We start from the raw sequence: 18,801 nt of genomic DNA on the forward strand, positions 1-18,801 counted from the left end.
CCAGTCAAGCATAGGTAAGAAAGTCGGGCATATGGGATTTCGCTTCGCGTTAGCCATGTTCATTGCAATACGGAATGTCATGGGTCTCGCGATTGGTATTTTCGTCTTATCGGCTCCATCATTTGCACAGTCTGCGAGCGACGATATCGATGAATTGGCACGAAAAGTCTCCAACCCCGCTTCGTTCATGATCAGTGTGCCAGTTCATTCAGATATTGATTTTGGTCGTGGAAGCGAAAAGGTGCGGGGCTTCTCTCTCGATATCGAACCAGTCATTCCAATGCGGTTCAATGATCGCTGGAACGTTATTTCCCATACCGATATTCCGTTGGTTTACAGCAACCCGTTTGGCGACGTGGGCAGCAATTTCGGGCTCGGCGACATAACGCAGACTTTCTCTTTCACTCCGTCCGCCCATGGCCCAGTCATATGGGCGATTGGACCGCAGTTCTCGTTCCCAACGGCGACAGACGATTTGCTGGGGTCCGGCAAGTTCTCTCTCGGGCCATCGGGTTTGCTGCTTTATCAAACAAGTGCAATCACGACTGGCCTCTCGTCAAACCATATCTGGTCCGTTCTTGGGGCAGATAGCAGGCCGGACGTGAACCGAACCGAACTCCAGCCGTTTATCGCCTGGCATATTGGCAAGGTACGAACAATTTCGGCAAATCTTGATGCTGACTATGACTGGACAGCCGATCAATGGACTGTACCAGTGTCGGGGGCATTCTCAAAGATCGTGAAGCTTGGCGATCAAACGATGAGCCTGTCGCTTGGAGCGAAATACTGGCTGGAAGGTCCAGACGAAAGCCGCAAATGGGGATAAAGGCGGGCGTAATCTTCCTTTTCCCCCAAACGCTCAAATAGCGCGGTCGTCACACAGGAACGATGGTGTCAAAGGCCAGCGACCTTTTTCAGATCATCGACGGCGCCGGGGGCGGCTGCAAACACAGGATGGCCTTTAAGAATATTCTCGCCGCTCACAGGGAATGGATGGATGTATCCGCCGGCCTCACGCACGAGACAAAAGCCAGCCATGCAATCCCATGCGTGCATGTAAGGCTCGTAGTAGCCGACAAGCCTGCCTGCCGCCACATAGGCGATCATTAGGGCGCCCGACCCGTTGCGTATGAAAGTGCCACCGGCTTCCAGCAGATTTTCGACGATCTTCGCCACGGTTTGCGGAGTGACATAGTTATTTGCGCCAATGCCTGTGACTGCGTTTTGAAGAGTCTTCGTTGAATCGAGCGCCAGTTTCTTGCTATTCAGCGTCGCGCCAAGACCTTTTGCCGATGCATAGAGCTCATCGAAACAGGGTGCCTTGATAACGCCAATGACAGGCTCGCCGTCTTTCAAAACGGCAATCGACACACACCAGTTTGGCATACCGTTTACGAAAGGGCTTGTTCCATCAATGGGGTCTACAACCCAGGTAAAGCCCGATGATCCGTCGTTCAGTCCGTATTCCTCACCCAGAAAGCCGTCTTCCGGAAATTTTTCGGAAACAAGCGTGCGAATAAGCTGCTCCACTTCCCGATCAGCAATGGACACCACGTCTTGGGGATCACGTTTGAATTCTATGGTCAGCGCTTCGCGATTGTTGAAGTAGTCCAGCGCCTTGGCGCCAGCCGCCTGCGCAATGTCTTTGGCAAGCACCAGCCGCTTTTCCAGGTCGTATTGGAGTTTGTTGGTCATTCTTTGCTTCCGGCGAGAGTGATGATCGGCACGTTTTGGCGAGCTATTGATTGATAAGCGCAAGCCCGCGTGACTTGAAGTGTATCGAGACATCCGTGAGCGTTGGCAAGGCCTGTTCCGCTTCGGGGTCAACTATGAAGAGCTTGCCATGCTCGGTTTCGATCTCATACTCGATGTGATCGCCAAGATAAGCGGCATGCGCCACGCGCCCCGGAAAATCGCCTCCGGCGAGCGGCTGCAGGTTAACGGCGTTCGGTCGGATCGCCAGTTGTGCGGCCCCTGTTTTGGCGTTACGCGCAGCGACACGGTGGGTCATTGCGCCAATGCGTATGACGGCCTCGTTATTCTCGGTGGCGATCACTTCGCAGGGCACGACATTGGCCTCGCCCATGAAGTCCGCGATAAACGCCGACGCCGGTGACTCATAGAGTTCACGCGGTGTGCCTTTCTGCGCAATATTACCATCCTTCATTACGATGATCGTATCGGATACGGCCAGTGCTTCATCTTGATCATGCGTTACATAGACTGCCGTGAAACCAAGCCGTTGCTGCAATTCGCGGATTTCCGTGCGCACGCGCCGCCGAAGCCGTGCATCGAGGTTGGATAGCGGTTCGTCGAGAAGCAGCACTTGTGGTTCTAGCACCAGAGCACGCGCCACGGCCACGCGCTGCTGTTGTCCGCCCGAAAGCTCGGCGGGCAGTCGGTGGCCCATGCCGCCCAAACCAACCAGCTTCAGTCCTTCTTCTGCTCGATCGCGGGCTTCGGCTTTCTTGATGCCGGAAGATTCCAGCCCATAGGCGACGTTATCCAGCGAATTCATATGTGGAAACAGTGCGTAGGACTGAAACACCATCGAAACATCGCGTTCATTGGCTGGCAGATTGGTAACATCCTTGCCGCCGATCAGAATGCGGCCCGAGCTTGGGTGTTCCAGCCCCGCAAGCAATCGCAATGTGGTGGTCTTTCCACAGCCTGAAGGGCCAAGCAGAGTGACCAGCGTTCCCGGTTCGACAATCAGGGACAAATCGGGCAGGGCGGTGAAGTTTCCAAATTTCTTGGAGACATTCTCGAATGTGACGGAGCCGGGGCGGATCGTCGTCATGCTACTTTCTCCTGATTGGCGGATTTGATCGGCGTGACAGCGGCGACACGATTTTCTCGCCTGAGTTTTCGTTCTCCGACAAGCAACTGAAAGCCGGTGATGATGACGATCATCACCACAATCAGCATTGAGGAGTAGGCAATGGCGACCCCGAATTGCCCATTTTCAACCAGTCCGACGATGTAGGATGTCGCCATGTTATACTGCGCGGACACCAGAAAGATGACGGCGCTGATCGATGTGATCGCGCGCACGAAGGAATACACCAGCGCTGCGGTTATGGCGGGGCGCAGGAGTGGCAGAATGACCTTGCGAATGGTGCGGAAGCTGTTTGCCCGCAAGGTCAGGGAAGCTTCATCAAGGCTTTTGTCGAGTTGGCTCATTGCAGCGACGCCGCCCCGAACGCCGACAGGCATGTTGCGGAAAACGAAGCAGGCGATGAGGATTGCTGCAGTGCCGGTCATTTCGAGCGGCGGCAGATTGAACGCCATGATGTAGCTGACACCGATCACCGTGCCCGGAATTGCAAAGCTCAGCATCAATGCGAATTCGAACAGATTGCGGCCGACAAAGCGTTGCCGAACAATCAGATATGCGGTGAGCAAGCCAACAGCGGCTGTGAGCGGCGCTGAGATCAGCGAGATTTCCATTGTGGTCCAAAAGGAGTTCCATGCAACACCGGTCCATGCAATGCCGGTCTCGGTCCAGCCAATGGAGAAGGCGCGGGTATAATGCTCCAGCGTCAATGTATTATCGAGTCCCCACTGGCGCACAAAGCCGCCGATAAGGATCATGAGATAGACGATGACGGTGAATATCATCCACGGGATAACAAGCACGTAGACGCCGACTTTCAACCCGTGTGGCAAGGCGGCATGCATGCCAGAATCGCCCTTGCCGGTTACGGTTGCGAAGTTTTTGCCAGCGAGCCAAAGGCGCTGAATAAGGAAGGCGCTGAGCGTGAAACACAGCAACACCATGGCGAGGACAGCTGCGCGCGATGGATCATTTTGCGCACCCACCACTGCAAAGAAGATTTCCGTCGACAGCACGCCGTTGCTGCCGCCCAAAACCATCGGATTGCCGAAATCGGCCATGCTCTCGATGAAAGCGATAAGGAAGGCGTTGGCAAGGCCCGGTGCCATCAATGGCAGCGAGACCTTTCGGAAAGTGCGCCAGCGGTCTGCGCGCAAGGTTTGCGACGCTTCCTCCATCGACGGCGACACACCCTCAACAACGCCGATGAGGACCAGAAATGAAATCGGCGTAAAGGAAAGAACCTGCGCAATCCAGATGCCGGTCAGGCCGTAGAGCCAACGCCCCGGCTCGACACCGAATATGTTGGAGATCTGTTCCGTGACCACGCCCGCGCGTCCGAACAACAAGGTAAGGGCCAAACCGACGACGAAAGGCGGCGTGATGATTGGAAGGATGGTGAGAAGTCGAAGCCCTTTCTTGAAAGGGAAGTTTGTGCGCGTCGCCACCAGGGCAAAGGCAAGGCCCATGATTGTAGAACCAGAGGCCGTCATCAGTGCAAGCCATAAGGTGCGCCATGCGACACCGCAGCGGCCTTCCCCCACCACGCAGGCGAGGCTCCAGATGGAGGAATCTTGTATGTTTCCGATGAACCCCTCTGGCTTGAATGAACCGTCGAAGTCCTGAACGGAACCGACAAACATGCTGAGCACCGGGTAGAAGACAAATACACCTACCAATGCTACCAGCAAGGTAATGGAGGAAACGACGAAAGCATCGCCTTTCATCACGCCACGTTCAGCAAGACCGAATGCGAAAATTAGCAAAAAGCAGAGACAGGTCAGGATTGCGCCTGCACCAAAGGCTGGTTGTCCATCGGCGAGCGGGCCAAAGAGACTTTCACTGATTGTCCAATTCCAACCGGAACCGCCAACGGCCAGCCCTTGAAGGACGAGAAACCCCAGACCAAAAAGGCTTGCCCAGATCAAGATGGAACTGCGCCTGCCGACAGGCAAGGCTATGCGGGCAAATGCACAAACAAGCATAAGGGCCGCCGCCACGCCGAGCCAGGGACGGGAAAAAGCAACGATTTGCAGGATGCCGGGTGCAGTTGTGCTTTCGCTGAACAGGTCGCCAAGCCAGCCAAAACCAAGAAAGCCGTCTTCTATCCGATACCAGGGCAGTAAGACGAAGGCCACCAGCGCAAATGCGAGAACAATATCCAGTCTGCGGTTTTGCTGTACCATAGTGCGTCCGCTTCATTTCGGGTCTTGGAATTGTTGCGATGAATGGCGAGGCGTTAGCGGCAACGCCATTCAGGCAGACGCGTTGCCGGAAGCGGCAACGCGTTCAAACGGTGATCGAAGGTTTAAAATCCATCAGTTGGCGTGCGCGCCAATTTCCTTGTCCCAGCGCTCCAAGAGCTCCTTGCGTTTTGCAGGGTCACCATAGGTCTTGAAGTCATAATCGATGAGTTTGATGTCTTCGAAGCGCGGCGATTCCTTCGGCACTTCGGCAGACTTGTTCGATGGAAGCTGGAAGGATTTGGCATCCTTCATATGAGATTGTACTTCCGCGGTCAGCGCCCAGTCATACCATTTCTTGGCGTTGTCGAGGTTCTTCGCGCCTTTAATGATGGACATGGAACCGATTTCGTAACCGGTGCCCTCACACGGCGCGACGGATTTGACTGGGAAACCTTCGGCAGTCATCGACACCGCATCATGCATGAAAACGATACCAATGCCGGTTTCACCACGCGCGGCGGATTTGACTGGTGCCGAGCCTGATTTGGTATATTGGGAGACGTTCTCATTGAGCTTCTTGAGGTAATCATAGGCCTTGTCTTCGCCCATGATCTGTACCAGCGTTGCAAGCGCCGTATAGGCCGTGCCGGAAGAGTTGGGATTGGCCATCTGAATTTCGCCCTTGTAGGACGCATCCAGCAAGTCAGCCCAGCATTTTGGTTCTTTGAGCTGCTTCTTGGCAAGAATATCGGTATTGTAGCCCCAGCCGAGCGCGCCGGCATAGACGCCAACCGTGCGATAGTTCGCGCTTTCCGCCTGCTTCTTGGCCCAATCCTGCAACTGATCAAGCATCGGTGATTTATATTCGAGCGTCAGCCCTTCGCCAGCGGCCTGCAAATGGGGATCGCCCGTGCCCGCCCACCAAATATCTGTTTTTGGATTGCGGGCCTCTGCGCGAACCTTGGCATAGGTTTCGCCTGAAGAAAGCCGCACCATGTTTACACTGATGCCGGTGTCTTTTTCGAACATGTTTTTCATTTGCTCGCAGATCACTACATCTGCCGAACAAATCAGATTGAGATTGCTAGCCGCTTGGGCCGCAAAAGCCATTGACGAAATGCCAGCGGCAAGCGCCGCAACCAAAAATGTCGAACGCATTCTTTCCCTCCCGTTTTACGACGCCTCCACGCCGACGTTTTTGCAAACGTGTGCACAGTCTTTGCCTTTTATCGATAGCTGTCAACGGTTTTGCAAAATTCATTCTGAATTTTTCAGAAATAGTTCAATTGTTCTGTTTGTTGCGAAAATATGCACAGCCGTGCAGGGTACGAACTAATTGCATTGTCGATTATATATGAATCGTATATGGTATGTGTATAACACAGCAAATTCGGAGCCAACGATGGGTATAGTGAAGATCGCCGATGATCTGCATGAAGAATTGCGCAAGGCGAGCGATGTCATGTGTCGTTCGATCAACGCGCAGGCAGAATACTGGATGAAAATCGGCATGCTGGCGCAGGCCAATCCAGATATGTCATTCAACGAAATCGTGCAGATGCAGTTGCGCGCCGCACAGGTGGAAATTCCGGTCATGGCTGTACGGCCATCATGACCAAGACGCCCGCCGAATTGGAACAGATGGCGATTTCAGGAGCGCTGTTGGCTTCTGTTTTCACACTGCTGGACCGTACACCGCTTGCCGGCATGACAACGATGCAGGTCAACGATCTGGTTGAGGGTTACATTACGGATGAGTTGAAAGCGCGACCCGCCAGCAAAGGACAATATGATTATCCCTTTGTGCTGAACTGCTCGAAGGACGATGTCGTCTGCCACGGAATGCCGTCCCATGATGATGTTATCGCTAAAGGCGAGATCATCAATTTCGATATTACGCTTGAAAAGGGTGGCTATATCGCGGATTCCAGCAAGACTTACATGATCGGCGACGTCGCGCCGTTTGCCTCCCGTCTTGTACGCGTGACTTATGAAGCCTTGTGGAAAGGCATTGCAGCGGTTCGACCCGGCGCCACGTTGGGCGATATTGGTTATGCCATTGAGCGTCATGCCAAGCGGAACGATTACAGCATTGTGCGCGAGTATTGCGGCCACGGCATCGGACGAGAGATGCATGAAGAACCGCAGGTTCTGCATTTCGGCAAACCGGGTACGGGGGTTCGCTTGCGCGAAGGCATGGTTTTCACCATCGAACCAATGCTCAATCAGGGAACGGCCAAGGTGAAAACCGAAAAGGATGGATGGACCGTCGTCACACGCGACGGAAAACTATCGGCGCAATTCGAGCACACAATTGCCGTCACCGGCAATGGCGTGCGTGTGCTGACCTTGCGTCCGGACGAAAAGAAAATGCTGGCAGCCATAAAGCATGCAGTATGACTGCCGGTTTGGCTATCGATTGTTCTTACGCCGCCATGTCTGGAATTTCTGTTCGAATTTCTCCTTGGTGCAGGGATAAAGCCCAATTATCGCTTCACCGTTCTTGACCTCTTCGAGCACGAAATCTTCGTATGTTTCCATCCCGATGCACTCCTCGGCGATTTCTTCGCAAAGATGCGCCGGAATGACCATGACGCCATCCGCGTCGCCGACCAGCACGTCTCCCGGAAACACGGCGGCGTCGCCGCACGAAATCGGTACATTGATGTCGATGGCTTCATGCAAAGTCAGATTTGTTGGCGCCGACGCTTTTGCGCAATAGGCGGGCATGGATAATTCGCCAATTCCGGTCACGTCACGAAAGCCGCCATCGGACACAATGCCTGCCGCGCCACGCAGCGCAAGTCGCGTTACCAGTATCGACCCAGCGGTTGCCGCACGTGCATCCTTGCGTGCATCCATAACCAGCACCCAACCGGGCGGGCAGGTTTCGATGGCAACGCGCTGTTTGTGATCAGGATTGCGGAAAACAGTGATCGGGTTTCGATCTTCACGCGCGGGAATGTAACGCAAGGTGAAAGCCTGCCCGACCATGTTGTCGGGCTTGCGCGCCACTTGAAGCGCACCTTGAATGAACTGATTACGCAAACCGCGTTTATAAAGCGCCGTAGCAACCGAGGCCGTCGAGACGTTCTTCAGTTTGGCGCGGGTTTCTTCCGTGAGAACATAATCGGTCATGGTCTGCCTCTTAATAGATCACCGGTTCATCAACCGGACGGCCAAAGTCGGTTTTCAGGAAATCGAAGTCGCAACCCTTGTCGGCCTGTTCCACATGTTTGGAAAACACAAAGCCGTAGCCACGTTCATATTTGGGTTCAGGTGTCTTCCAGGCGGCGCGGCGTTCAGCCAGTTCTTCATCAGGAACAAGCATATTCAGGCTGCGGGCGGGGATGTCCAACTCCACCATATCGCCGGTCTTAAGCATGGCTAGCGGCCCTCCAATGAAGGATTCCGGTGCAACGTGGAGCACACAGGCGCCAAAACTTGTTCCCGACATGCGGGCATCGGAAATGCGCACCATATCGCGCAGGCCGAGCTTCAAAAGTGCCTTCGGCATCGGGATCATACCCCATTCCGGCATGCCCGGTCCGCCTTGTGGTCCGGCATTGCGCAAGACAAGCACGGTGTCCGGCGTTAGGGGATAATCGGGATCATCAATGATCTTTTTCAGCTCGGGGTAGCTGTCTGCAACCAATGCCGGGCCTTTATGACGATGGAATTTCGGGTCGCAGGCCGCTGGCTTGATAACAGCTCCATCAGGACACAGGTTCCCCTTCAAGACCGCCAGCGAACCCTCATGATAGACGGGGTTGGACAGTGGACGTATAACATCATCGTTCCAGACCTGGACCTTCTCCAGCCCTTCCACCAACGTGCCACCTGTCACGGTGATAGCCGTGGGATCCAGCTTGTCGTTGAGTTGTTTCATCAATGCGCGGATGCCGCCTGCATAATAGAAATCTTCCATCAGATATGTCGTTCCCGATGGCCGAATATTGGCGATCACAGGTGTGGTGCGCCCGATGCGGTCGAGGTCGTCCAGCTCCAGTGGAATACCTGCGCGCCGCGCCATGGCAATCAAATGAATGATGGCATTGGTTGAACAACCGGTGGCCATGGCGACGATAACAGCATTTTTGACAGCAGCAGGCGTAATGATCTGGTCGGGTTTCAAATCTTCCCAGACCATATCGACAATGCGGCGTCCGCATTGGGTCGACATGCGTTGGTGGTTGGCGTCGGATGCCGGTATGGACGATGCACCGGGGAGGGAAAGGCCCATGGCTTCGGCAATCACGGTCATCGTGGACGCGGTGCCCATCGTCATGCAATGCCCATAGCTGCGCGCAATACCGCCTTCTATGCCTTGCCATTCTTCCTTACCGATGGTGCCTGCGCGGCGCTCGTCCCAGAACTTGAACATATCCGTGCCGGATCCTAGCGTTTTCCCGGCATAATTGCCGCGAAGCATTGGACCTGCGGGCAGGAAAATGAAGGGTAGACCGGCGCTTGTAGCCCCCATGATGAGTGCAGGCGTGGTCTTATCGCATCCGCCCATCAAAATGGCTCCATCGACCGGATGCGAGCGCAGCAGTTCTTCGGTCTCCATCGCGAGCATGTTGCGATAGAGCATTGTTGTGGGTTTCACGTAGCTTTCAGACAAGGACAGAGCGGGCAGTTCAAGGGGAAAGCCGCCTGCCTGCAAGATGCCGCGTTTGACCCATTCGACCCTGTCCTTGAAATGGGCATGGCAGGGCTGCGCATCCGACCATGTATTGATGATCGCGATGATGGGCTTGCCCTCCCAGTCCACCGGATCATAACCCATCTGCATTGTTCTGGAACGATGGCCCGAAGAACGCTGATCATCCGGCAACATCCAGCGCGCAGAACGCAGATCGGCATATTGCTTCCTGGGCATTTCAATATCTCCCCGAAAATTTTCGGCCCTGCCTGTTATCAGCGAGCCTGCTTTAGTTGTGACTGTGCCCCACGGATCGGCGCATGAAAGCTAATCGCCACGCGTATAGTCTTGTGCTGTGAAAGCGCCGCCCTGATAGCGCCGCGTGATCGAATCGCCAGTTTCGGCGAGGTCGCCAAAACGCGAGGCGTCATCCTGCGGCACATAACCGATGCGGCTGGCATCGTCCTTTTCCCACCAGCGCCCGGCATTGGCGGAGATCCCCCAGACGACGGCAAAGCCGGTTTCCTGCGCCTCGACAGATCCGATCAACAACCGCACAAGATCGTCTTGCGAAAGCCAGGTGGCGAGGTGTCGTGCTTCGGTTGGTTCAGGAAGGCAGGAGCCGATGCGCACATGAACGCTTTCGACGCCATGTTTGTCGAACATCATTTGGCCTAGCAGTTCACCATAAGCTTTCGACAATCCGTAATAGCCATCAGGCTTGAAGGGATCATCGCTGCTCAGCACCGCATCGCGTTCATAAAAGCCAATCGTATGATTGGAACTTGCAAAAATCACCCTTTGCTTTTCAGCGCGCGCAGCCTCGAAAATATGGGTAACGCCGAGAAGGTTAGCACGGGCAATCAGATTGTAAGGCTTTTCGATACTGATGCCGCCAAAATGCAATATCGCATCGGTTCCGCGAACCAATTCGGCAACAGCATCGGCATCGCTCAGATCCGCCTGTATGAATTCTGCACCTTCGGGCAAGGCATCGGGGAATGGTTCAATGTCGGATAAGCGCAGGCAGTATCCGGCTTGTGACAGTTTTCGGGTGAGCATACGGCCAAGATTGCCGGAAGCCCCGGTCAAAAGGAGGTGCTTCATTCAGTCAAATTCCCTTCATGCGTGCCACTTTTGCCCCGGCAACAGTGCTGGTTGCGAGATGCACCCCGCCCGATTGTGGAGCTTCGGCCAATTTGTCTGCGGGGGCCAAGCGATGCGAAGTTAGTGCGATCTGCTTCAGATCGGGACCGCAGAAGCAAGGCATTGTCGGTGCCGGAACCGGAACTGAAAAGCTAGCGAGCAGATTTCCATCCGCATCGAAGCGGTTCAGGACACCAGCCGACACACCCGCACTCCAGTAAGCGCCTTCGGCATCGCAAGCGCCGCCGTCCGGTCTGCCGGTAACTTCGTCGAGGTCGCGAATGCGCCTCTGATTGCTAATACGGCCCGCCACGCGGTCAAAGTCGTAACGGTCGATCCATGGTCCCCGGGAATCCGTATGGAACATCGTGGTCGCGTCCGGTGTCCATGCAAGGCCGTTTGAAACCTCAAATCCCTTTGCCATGACCGCAGCTTGCCCATCGGCAGTAACACGATAAAGCTTTGCGATAGGTTCGCGTGTCGGGCGACAATCCATGCTGCCGATCCACAGCGCACCGTCGGGACCGATCTTGCCGTCGTTGAGCCGCGATGTTTCTGGCTCATCATAGCCGCCCCACAGGGGCTGCCTGTCACCGCTATCTGGGTCGAACAGAATGATTTCGCGTGCCAGCGCGACGATCAGCTTACCGCTTTCGGCAAGCCCGACGCATGGAACTTCGGCTTCAAAGGTCCAGTCTCGAACCGGGCCATGTTCAAGATCGATTTCGTAAAGCTTGCGCCCATTGATATCGCAGGCAAAAAGCTTCGCCCGGCGCTCGTCCCAGACGGGGCTTTCCATCAATGCGCCGCGCAGATCGGCAATACAGTGAAACGGTCCAATCATAATGCGTCTGTCTTTCTGCGGATAACATCCGGGTGGTTAAGAACGAAATCGGAGAGCTCCAAGCCAAGCCCGGCCCCTTCAAAGGGATAAATCATCCCGTTTTCAATCCGTGGCATCACCGTGACCAGATCGCGATACCATGAAGTGTAATAGGCCCGGACCGACTCTTGATAGATGGCATTGGGCGCATTGAGCGACAGGTGAATGGAGGCTGCGAAAACGACTGGTCCCGTGCAGTCATGCGGCGCAATAGGGCGCTGGAAGGCTTCGGCCATGGTGGCGATCTTCTTCGCTTCGGAAAGTCCGCCGCACCATGAAATATCCAGCATCACATAATCGGACGCATCGGCGCGCAGGACGTCGAGGAATTGCGCGCGGGTTGCCATTGTTTCGCTTGCACAAACCGCAATGCCGGATTTCTGGGCATAAACCGCAAGCGCTTGCGGATTCATCATTTTGATCGGGTCTTCTGACCAGAACGGGCGGAACGCCTTTAGCTCGCGCGCAATGGTCAACGCCGATGTCAGATCCCACATGGAATGGAATTCGACCATGATTTCCATTTTGTCGCCGACAGCATTGCGTATCTGGCGGAACGGCTCCAGAGCCTTGTCCAGATCCTGCGCATGGATGAAATTTCCCCCCGAAGCCACGGCGAATGGATCAAACGGCCATATCTTCATGGCCGTTATGCCTTCGGAGAGAAGACTTTCGGCAAGCGCGCCCGCGTCACGGTGAAAGGCAAGCTGGTCCTCGTAAGGTCCTTCCTTGCCTTCGTCCGTATCGCCGATATAGCGACGCGCACCGCTTTTGTTATAGGTGTAGCCTGCACAGGTATTGTAGGTGCGGATGGAGTGTCGCGACAACCCGCCCAGCAGCTGGTGGATGGGCTGGCCGGCGACCTTGCCAAAAATATCCCAAAGCGCGATGTCGATGGCGGACGCGGCGCGAATTTCCACGCCGGAAGACCGAAAGCCGACATAAGGCTCCAGCAGGAGTTTGGATATCCGGTCGATCTCCAGTGGGTTCTGCCCGATCAGTTGCGGTGCGATATCACTATGGATATAGGCCGCCACGGCATTCGCGCCGCGAAACGTCTCACCCAGACCCACAATTCCCCCATCGGTGTGGATTTGAACCCACAAGATGTTGTTGAGGTGCGGCAACTGCACCGTCTCCACAGCCGTGATCTTCATCATAGGCTCCTGTTCAGTCTGTCACGTTAATGCGCGGATGGTTGACGGTTGCGCGCGACAATTTGCGTGGGGTTGACGAAGCGCAGCGCCAAAAGAAGCCATACCAGCGAAGTCACCATGTAGACCACGGCCATGGCGTCGATGGATTGGACGGAACGAACACCGGCTGCGAACACCGAATAATAGAGTGCCACGACGAGTGTTTGCGATGTTGGGCCCGCTGTCAGGAAGGTAAGTTCGAACATGGCCACCGTTCGTACCAGAACCAGAAGCATGGCGGCGAGAACACCGGGCAGCAACATGGGCAGGAGCACATGGATGAAGAGTTTGAATGTTCCAGCGCCGAAGACCCGCGCCGCCGCCTCAACCTTGGGGTCGATCTGTTCAATGAAGGGGATCATGACGAGAATGACGAAAGGTACGGTCGGCACGAGATTGGCAAGAACGACACCCCAGAATGTTCCACCGACGCCGAATTTATAAAGTACGGTTGCAAGCGGAATACCGAAGGTTATTGGTGGCACGAGCAGGGGTAGAAGGAAGATCAGCAGCACGAATTTCTTGCCGGGGAAATCGCGCCGCGCCATGGCATAGGCGGCGGTTACACCGAGAATGCCGGATAGGATCACAACGGCAAAGACCACCTGAAACGTCACCAGCAAGACCTGATCCAGCTGGAATTCCGCCCATGCGGCTGCATACCAGCGTGTCGTGAAGGCATCCGGCAGCCATGTGCCAAGCCAGCGTGTGCCGAAACTCGACACGACGACAGCCGTAATAACCGCCAGAACGTTGAGGACAAAGAAGGCGGTGAGAAGCCAGACGGCGGTGATCCAGAGTTTGGAGAGAAGGGATGTGTCCCGAACCATGATTTATCCCTTTCCGCCGGCTGTCGAGCCACGATAGAAAAGTGAGCGGACGCCAAGAAGTGCGCCAACGACGACCAACTGTACCGCTGCCATGATCATGGCAATTGAAGACGCCATGGAGTCGTCATATTGCTCGAACGCGGCCTGCGCCGCGGCAATGGATATGACGCGCGTAGGACCGGATGGAGCGCCCAGAAGCACGGCGGATGGGAATACCGCGAAGGCCTGAACGAAGGTGAGGCAGGCCGCCACGACCAGACCGGGAACCAGCAGGGGCAACATGACATATCGAAAGCGCTGCCAGCTATTGGCTCCATGGGTGGCCGCCGCCCGTTCCAGTGCCGGATCGATGCCGGTTATATAGGAGAGCGTCAGTAGAAACGTGAATGGAAAAACGGTGATGACAAGTGAAGCGAACACACCCCAGTAATTATTGGTGAGTTTCAGCGGGCTGTCGATCAGGCCGATGAAAATCAGCGTGCGACTGAACCAGCCTTGCGGACCGAGATAGTTGAGAAGGCCTTCGGCGATCAGAACTGTGCCAAGCGTAATGGGCAGGACAAGTATGGTCGTCAGCAACCGCTGGCGTCGCATCAATCGAACGCGCAAGGCGATTGGTACGGCAAACATCACACTGATGATCGTCACCGGAACAGCAAGCCAGAGGGTCGCGCCGATGGTTTTGTAAAGAAATGGATCGGAGAAGAATTTGGCGTAGTTGGCGAGCGCGCCGCCTCCATCCAGCGGATTGAACGACAGCACCAGCCCATAGAGGAATGGGTAGATGAAGACACCCACCACAAACAGCAATGCTGGGAGGATCAGTAATGTCACACCGTCGAAGCCGCGATTGGCGAGCCTTTGTCGCAGACTGGGCGTTAATGGCGCCTCGGCGTATCGCTCCTGAGCTAGATCAACCATGCCTCAGTCCTCCGCCGGAAAGACGAGTGCATTGGCTGCATCAATGCCGAGCGCAATCTGGCTGCCCGGTTCGACGCCTTTCGGGCCGTGAAAGATCAATTCCAGACCTGTTTGCGTGCGCGCTGTGCCCACATATTCGCGACCGCGATATTCGATGGTTTCAACGGTTGCCTGCAACGTATTCTGATGGCCCGAGCCGGAAACGACATCGTCGCCGCGTGCCATCAAAACGGCTTCGTCGCCAGTTTTTAAGGCGTCAACCGCACGTCCCGTCAGCGCGTTACCAGCGACGTCAATGGTTGCCTGACCATTTTCGATGCGCGTGACCTTGCCGGGGAGGGCGTTTCTGAACCCCATGAAGGCTGCAACATCTCTGTAGAGCGGCGCTTCATAAAGTTCGTTGGGCCTGCCGACCTGACGAATTTCACCATCGCGCAACACCACAATGCGGTCTGCAAGCGACAGGGCCTCGTCCTGATCGTGCGTAACGTAGATCGTGGTGGAACCAAGCTGATTGTGGATGCGACGAATTTCGGCGCGCATTTCGAGGCGCAGTTTTGCATCGAGATTGGATAGTGGTTCATCCATCAAGACGAGAGGAGGTTCGATGACAATTGCGCGGGCGATAGCCACGCGTTGTTGCTGACCGCCAGAAAGCTGTCCGGGGAGTTTTTCTTCCTGTCCCTGCAAGCGCACCAAAGCCAGCGCCGCACGGGCGCGCTTTTCGATCTCGCTTTTGGCGAGCCCGCGCATTTTAAGGCCAAAGCCGACATTCTGCAGAACATTCATATGCGGAAACAGCGCATAGTTCTGGAAAACCATGCCAAAGCCCCGATCCTCGGGCTTCAACTGGTCAACGCGACGATTGTCGATATAGATGCCGCCGCCCGTCGTGCCGAGAAGACCGGCAATACAATTGAGAGCCGTAGATTTTCCGCAGCCGGAAGGGCCGAGAAGTGCGATGAACTCGCCTTTCCGGATGGTGAGGTTGATTTCCCTCAGCGCATTGAAAGTTCCGAATGAACGGCTCATCCGGTCTAGCCGGAGTTCTTGAAAGGACATTGACGCAAACACCATGATTTGTTTGGCGATCATGGGCGCTTCCAGACGAGCCGACGTGGCTCGCCTGGAAATACCCGCTTAAGAGCGCATCCCGAAAAGTGCGAAACGGTTTTCGGAAAGGATGCGCTTTAAAACGAAGGCCTTAGCTGGCCGCAACCTCTTCATCCCAGCGCCGGAAAGCTGCGACAAGCGCCTCTGGTTCAAGTGGAAGTTCAATCGGGTTGTTGGCGATCCACTCGGCATATTCGGGCCTACCGAACTCAGCGATGATGTTCTGGCTTTCCTTCGGCGCCATCTCGATCGTAACGTCTTTGACGGCTGGGCCCGGATAGAAATAACCAGCATCGTAAGAATAAGCCTGCTGGTCCGGCTTTAGCGCAAATTTGATAAACTCGATCAGGACGGCGATCTTCTCTTCCGAAACGCCTTTTGGAATTGCGAAATAATGCGCATCACAAACCCAATGGAAACCGTCGAGCTTGCTGACGCCCATTTCCTTCGGCACCACGCCCAGTGCACGAGGATTGATATCCCAGCCGGTGGTGGTCACCGTCATGTCGCGAGTGCCTTCGCCCAGTTCCTTCATCAGGGCGCCAGTGCCTGCCGGATAATATTCGATATTCTTGTGCAGTTCCTTCAGATAGGCCCAGGTTTTATCCCAGCCCTTGATCGGGTCTTTTGGATTGCTGTCGCCGAGGAGATAGGGGAGCCCCATCAGGAACGTGCGGCCCGGGCCTGAATTGGCTGGACGTGCATAAATGAACTTCTTGGGGTTGTCCCTTGTCCAGGCTAAAAGCTCTTCAGTGTTTTTAGGCGCTGTCTTGACCTTGTCCGGATGGTACTCAAGCAGCGGTCCCGACGGGTAGTAGGACACCACCACGCCTTTGCCCTTCGACATTTCCTGCATGCGCCATGCTGGCTCAAGATAGATGTCCTGAAGCTTGGGCAGGCCGTTTTCCGGCAAGGCGATGATATCGGTCCAGATATCATCGGCAAGTCCTGCCGAGAGCGCGTCAGGGCCGACAATGACCAGATCGATATCGATGCGGTTGGCGCGCTGTTGGGCCTTGATCTTGCCCGGCAGTTCCGGCGCTGGCGCTTTATTGAAGGTAAAGCGCGAAACAAGCGCCTTTTGTTCGGATGCAAAATTATCAAATATGGGCTGGGTCAAAGCGAGGTTGCCCGCAGCATCGATAACGTTCAGCGCAACGGGCGATGATGGCAGTTTTGCCGACTGGGCCCACGCACCTTTCGGCAGCATGATACCCATGCCTGTTGCAAGCCCGGCCCCCGCCATGAATGTACGGCGTGAAATTCCCTTATTCATGTTCTCCTCCATTTTTGGTTCTGCGGTGCGCCCATCTTCTCCCTGTCAGGACGCCCTGATTTCATCTGTCAGACTAAGCCATCTGTCTCCCAACCTGCGACAATCTGCTGGAGCGTTTCGCGGTCGTGTTTTTCGAGTTGCGGAAATCCGGGAAGCCGGACCTTGCCCACAGCAAGCCCCTGAATTTGCAGGGCTTCCTTGACGACCGTAACATTCGCGCCATTGCGGTATTTCGTGCGCATGGTTTCAAATTCAGCGATGCTTTCGACGACCGATCGCGCGCGGTCGTAATCACCGGCCTCCAACGCATTCCAAACAGCAAGCGAACGCTGCGGTGCGACATTGACCAGTCCTGAAGTGAAGCCCCGTCCGCCAAGCGCGTAGAAGGACAGCGCCCAGCTTTCCGCGAGACCGCAAATCCAGGTCGCGTCCATGCCTTTGGTCGCCCGGCAGCATTCGAAGAAAAGCATCGTGTTTTGCGATGCGAATTTTACCCCGGCAACTTTCGGATGGGTGGCGAGCCTGACCATTTCATCAAGCGGGATCAAGTCAGAACGGATATAGGCGACGATGGGTAGATCAATCGCTTCAGCAATCGCGATAAAATAATCAACCTGCGCATGCGGGGCCGCGAAGGGATCGAGCGGATGATGGATCATCACGCCGTCGGCACCTGCCGCGCTGGCAGCCTTTGCCACTTTTATGGCCTCACGTACCGAACGCCCCGCAGCAGCTGTGACCGCTGCCTTACCGGCGGCAGCTTCAATCGCTATCGATTGCAGGCGAATAACTTCGTCTTCCGTCAGGCTGTAGAACTCACCGGTGTTACCACCGCTGACGATATTATGAACGCGCGCATCGGCGATGCGCGAAACGATTTTCGCCGTCAGCACCGGTTCGATTTCGCCCTGTGCGTCATAAGCGGTTGCATGCACGCCCGAAATGCCGCGAAGCACTTGGCGATAGCCTGCTAGATCCATTGTTTCCTCCCAATAGGCCGGTCAGAAGACCAGCTCGATATGTGTCTCCCCTGCCTTTACGATGTGCTCACGCATCAATCGCTCGGCCAAATCTCCGTTTCTTTTGGTAATCGCCAGCATGATAGCCTCATGCTCGTTGAATGATTGACGCCGAACGTCATCGTGAGAAAGCACCGTCACCCGGGCCGCATGGTCATACATGCGCTGAGCGTTTTGCAGTCGTCGCAGATATTCACATCCGGACGCTTCATGAATGCCGTCGTGAAATTTCTCGTTCAGTTCGATCAATTCATCGACGTCGCCGGTTTCCACCGCCGCGCGCATTTCCTCAATGGTGGCGCGAAGAAAATCAAAAGCTTCCTCGCTTCCGTGTTTTGCAGCCTGCCGCGCAATGATGCTTTCCAGCGCAGCGCGCGCCAGCATCATCTCTTCCGCCTGACGTTCGCTGAAGCAGACAAAGGTGCCGCGACGCGATTCCGTTCGAACCAGCCCTTCGCCCTCAAGCTGCCTCAGCGCTTCCTTGAGCGGACTGGTGCTGATGCCAAGATCGGCTGCAAGCTGACGTTCATTCAATTTCTCGCCGGATTTCAGCCGACCGGAAATAATCGCTTCCCGCAAGCTGTCATGCACATGGTCTCTGAGATTTCTCAGCTTAATCGGCTTGAGAGCTAATGCCTGCGAATCCAAAGCTCAAATCTCCCTGAAACTCTTCGCTTAAAGAAATAGCCGCCTATTTTGTGATATGTCAATATCTGATGTATCAGATTTTATGTCTCTAAGGCCTGCCTC

Annotated in this window: 18 protein-coding genes; 3 read left to right on the plus strand and 15 right to left on the minus strand. The window is 55.3% G+C overall.

Annotated features, from left to right (window positions below):
- The first annotated feature begins 31 nt into the window (after positions 1–31).
- A complete protein-coding gene (locus HWD97_RS18070; protein WP_371835365.1) occupies positions 32–826 on the plus strand; it encodes a transporter in 795 nt (264 codons plus the stop codon).
- A gap of 68 nt (positions 827–894) precedes the next feature.
- Here the strand turns inward: HWD97_RS18070 and HWD97_RS18075 are convergent, their stop codons facing one another.
- The 4 genes from HWD97_RS18075 to HWD97_RS18090 all read right to left on the minus strand — a co-directional run bounded on the left by HWD97_RS18075 (position 895) and on the right by HWD97_RS18090 (position 6,180).
- Positions 895–1,695, minus strand: coding sequence for an inositol monophosphatase family protein (locus HWD97_RS18075; RefSeq protein WP_371835366.1), 801 nt, complete (start codon positions 1,693–1,695; stop codon positions 895–897).
- A 43-nt stretch (positions 1,696–1,738) separates the two neighbouring features.
- A complete protein-coding gene (locus tag HWD97_RS18080) occupies positions 1,739–2,800 on the minus strand; it encodes an ABC transporter ATP-binding protein (RefSeq protein ID WP_109365952.1) in 1,062 nt (353 codons plus the stop codon).
- The gene (locus HWD97_RS18085) at positions 2,797–5,022 is read right to left on the minus strand and encodes an ABC transporter permease (RefSeq protein WP_371835367.1); all 2,226 of its coding nucleotides are present in this window, start codon (positions 5,020–5,022) and stop codon (positions 2,797–2,799) included. The genes HWD97_RS18080 and HWD97_RS18085 overlap by 4 nt, the downstream gene beginning before the upstream one ends.
- Positions 5,023–5,154: 132 nt before the next feature.
- Entirely contained in the window at positions 5,155–6,180 is a 1,026-nt protein-coding gene (locus tag HWD97_RS18090; protein WP_371835368.1) for an ABC transporter substrate-binding protein, read from the minus strand.
- Positions 6,181–6,424: 244 nt separating this feature from the next.
- Between HWD97_RS18090 and HWD97_RS18095 the strand changes: the two genes are divergently transcribed.
- Entirely contained in the window at positions 6,425–6,637 is a 213-nt protein-coding gene (locus HWD97_RS18095) for a ParD-like family protein (RefSeq protein WP_109365955.1), read from the plus strand.
- The gene (gene map / locus HWD97_RS18100; RefSeq protein ID WP_371835369.1) at positions 6,634–7,422 is read left to right on the plus strand and encodes a type I methionyl aminopeptidase; all 789 of its coding nucleotides are present in this window, start codon (positions 6,634–6,636) and stop codon (positions 7,420–7,422) included. Before HWD97_RS18095 ends, map begins: the two co-directional genes overlap by 4 nt.
- A 12-nt stretch (positions 7,423–7,434) precedes the next feature.
- Here map and HWD97_RS18105 read toward each other — a convergent pair whose 3' ends face one another.
- The 11 genes from HWD97_RS18105 to HWD97_RS18155 form a co-directional block, all read right to left on the minus strand.
- Entirely contained in the window at positions 7,435–8,160 is a 726-nt protein-coding gene (locus HWD97_RS18105; RefSeq protein ID WP_371835370.1) for a ribonuclease activity regulator RraA, read from the minus strand.
- 10 nt (positions 8,161–8,170) lie between these two features.
- The gene (araD, locus tag HWD97_RS18110) at positions 8,171–9,904 is read right to left on the minus strand and encodes an L-arabinonate dehydratase (protein ID WP_371835371.1); all 1,734 of its coding nucleotides are present in this window, start codon (positions 9,902–9,904) and stop codon (positions 8,171–8,173) included.
- 90 nt (positions 9,905–9,994) lie between these two features.
- Entirely contained in the window at positions 9,995–10,774 is a 780-nt protein-coding gene (locus HWD97_RS18115; RefSeq protein WP_371835372.1) for an NAD-dependent epimerase/dehydratase family protein, read from the minus strand.
- A 4-nt stretch (positions 10,775–10,778) separates the two neighbouring features.
- Positions 10,779–11,657, minus strand: a complete 879-nt coding sequence (locus HWD97_RS18120) for an SMP-30/gluconolactonase/LRE family protein (protein WP_371835373.1) — start codon at positions 11,655–11,657, stop codon at positions 10,779–10,781.
- Entirely contained in the window at positions 11,654–12,853 is a 1,200-nt protein-coding gene (locus HWD97_RS18125; protein WP_371835387.1) for a mandelate racemase/muconate lactonizing enzyme family protein, read from the minus strand. Before HWD97_RS18125 ends, HWD97_RS18120 begins: the two co-directional genes overlap by 4 nt.
- A 26-nt stretch (positions 12,854–12,879) precedes the next feature.
- Positions 12,880–13,722, minus strand: coding sequence for an ABC transporter permease (locus HWD97_RS18130; RefSeq protein WP_371835374.1), 843 nt, complete (start codon positions 13,720–13,722; stop codon positions 12,880–12,882).
- Between the two features lie 3 nt (positions 13,723–13,725).
- Positions 13,726–14,643 (minus strand): ABC transporter permease, encoded by a 918-nt coding sequence (locus HWD97_RS18135; protein WP_371835375.1) that lies wholly within the window; start codon positions 14,641–14,643, stop codon positions 13,726–13,728.
- A 3-nt stretch (positions 14,644–14,646) separates the two neighbouring features.
- Positions 14,647–15,720, minus strand: a complete 1,074-nt coding sequence (locus HWD97_RS18140; RefSeq protein WP_181375993.1) for an ABC transporter ATP-binding protein — start codon at positions 15,718–15,720, stop codon at positions 14,647–14,649.
- A 127-nt stretch (positions 15,721–15,847) separates the two neighbouring features.
- Entirely contained in the window at positions 15,848–17,002 is a 1,155-nt protein-coding gene (locus tag HWD97_RS18145) for an extracellular solute-binding protein (protein WP_371835388.1), read from the minus strand.
- 98 nt (positions 17,003–17,100) lie between these two features.
- A complete protein-coding gene (locus tag HWD97_RS18150; RefSeq protein ID WP_371835376.1) occupies positions 17,101–18,012 on the minus strand; it encodes a dihydrodipicolinate synthase family protein in 912 nt (303 codons plus the stop codon).
- Positions 18,013–18,033: 21 nt separating this feature from the next.
- The gene (locus HWD97_RS18155; RefSeq protein WP_371835377.1) at positions 18,034–18,642 is read right to left on the minus strand and encodes a GntR family transcriptional regulator; all 609 of its coding nucleotides are present in this window, start codon (positions 18,640–18,642) and stop codon (positions 18,034–18,036) included.
- Between the last annotated feature and the right edge of the window lie 159 nt (positions 18,643–18,801).

Source organism: Ochrobactrum sp. C6C9 (assembly GCF_022627935.1).
Taxonomy (GTDB): domain Bacteria; phylum Pseudomonadota; class Alphaproteobacteria; order Rhizobiales; family Rhizobiaceae; genus Brucella; species Brucella teleogrylli.

Excerpts from the sequence above, each read along its gene's own strand:
- HWD97_RS18070 (WP_371835365.1), top strand. The coding sequence starts at position 32 with ATGGGATTTCGCTTCGCGTTAGCCATGTTCATTGCAATACGGAATGTC.
- HWD97_RS18075 (WP_371835366.1), bottom strand. The coding sequence starts at position 1,695 with ATGACCAACAAACTCCAATACGACCTGGAAAAGCGGCTGGTGCTTGCC.
- HWD97_RS18080 (WP_109365952.1), bottom strand. The coding sequence starts at position 2,800 with ATGACGACGATCCGCCCCGGCTCCGTCACATTCGAGAATGTCTCCAAG.
- HWD97_RS18085 (WP_371835367.1), bottom strand. The coding sequence starts at position 5,022 with ATGGTACAGCAAAACCGCAGACTGGATATTGTTCTCGCATTTGCGCTG.
- HWD97_RS18090 (WP_371835368.1), bottom strand. The coding sequence starts at position 6,180 with ATGCGTTCGACATTTTTGGTTGCGGCGCTTGCCGCTGGCATTTCGTCA.
- HWD97_RS18095 (WP_109365955.1), top strand. The coding sequence starts at position 6,425 with ATGGGTATAGTGAAGATCGCCGATGATCTGCATGAAGAATTGCGCAAG.
- map (WP_371835369.1), top strand. The coding sequence starts at position 6,634 with ATGACCAAGACGCCCGCCGAATTGGAACAGATGGCGATTTCAGGAGCG.
- HWD97_RS18105 (WP_371835370.1), bottom strand. The coding sequence starts at position 8,160 with ATGACCGATTATGTTCTCACGGAAGAAACCCGCGCCAAACTGAAGAAC.
- araD (WP_371835371.1), bottom strand. The coding sequence starts at position 9,904 with ATGCCCAGGAAGCAATATGCCGATCTGCGTTCTGCGCGCTGGATGTTG.
- HWD97_RS18115 (WP_371835372.1), bottom strand. The coding sequence starts at position 10,774 with ATGAAGCACCTCCTTTTGACCGGGGCTTCCGGCAATCTTGGCCGTATG.
- HWD97_RS18120 (WP_371835373.1), bottom strand. The coding sequence starts at position 11,657 with ATGATTGGACCGTTTCACTGTATTGCCGATCTGCGCGGCGCATTGATG.
- HWD97_RS18125 (WP_371835387.1), bottom strand. The coding sequence starts at position 12,853 with ATGAAGATCACGGCTGTGGAGACGGTGCAGTTGCCGCACCTCAACAAC.
- HWD97_RS18130 (WP_371835374.1), bottom strand. The coding sequence starts at position 13,722 with ATGGTTCGGGACACATCCCTTCTCTCCAAACTCTGGATCACCGCCGTC.
- HWD97_RS18135 (WP_371835375.1), bottom strand. The coding sequence starts at position 14,643 with ATGGTTGATCTAGCTCAGGAGCGATACGCCGAGGCGCCATTAACGCCC.
- HWD97_RS18140 (WP_181375993.1), bottom strand. The coding sequence starts at position 15,720 with ATGGTGTTTGCGTCAATGTCCTTTCAAGAACTCCGGCTAGACCGGATG.
- HWD97_RS18145 (WP_371835388.1), bottom strand. The coding sequence starts at position 17,002 with ATGGCGGGGGCCGGGCTTGCAACAGGCATGGGTATCATGCTGCCGAAA.
- HWD97_RS18150 (WP_371835376.1), bottom strand. The coding sequence starts at position 18,012 with ATGGATCTAGCAGGCTATCGCCAAGTGCTTCGCGGCATTTCGGGCGTG.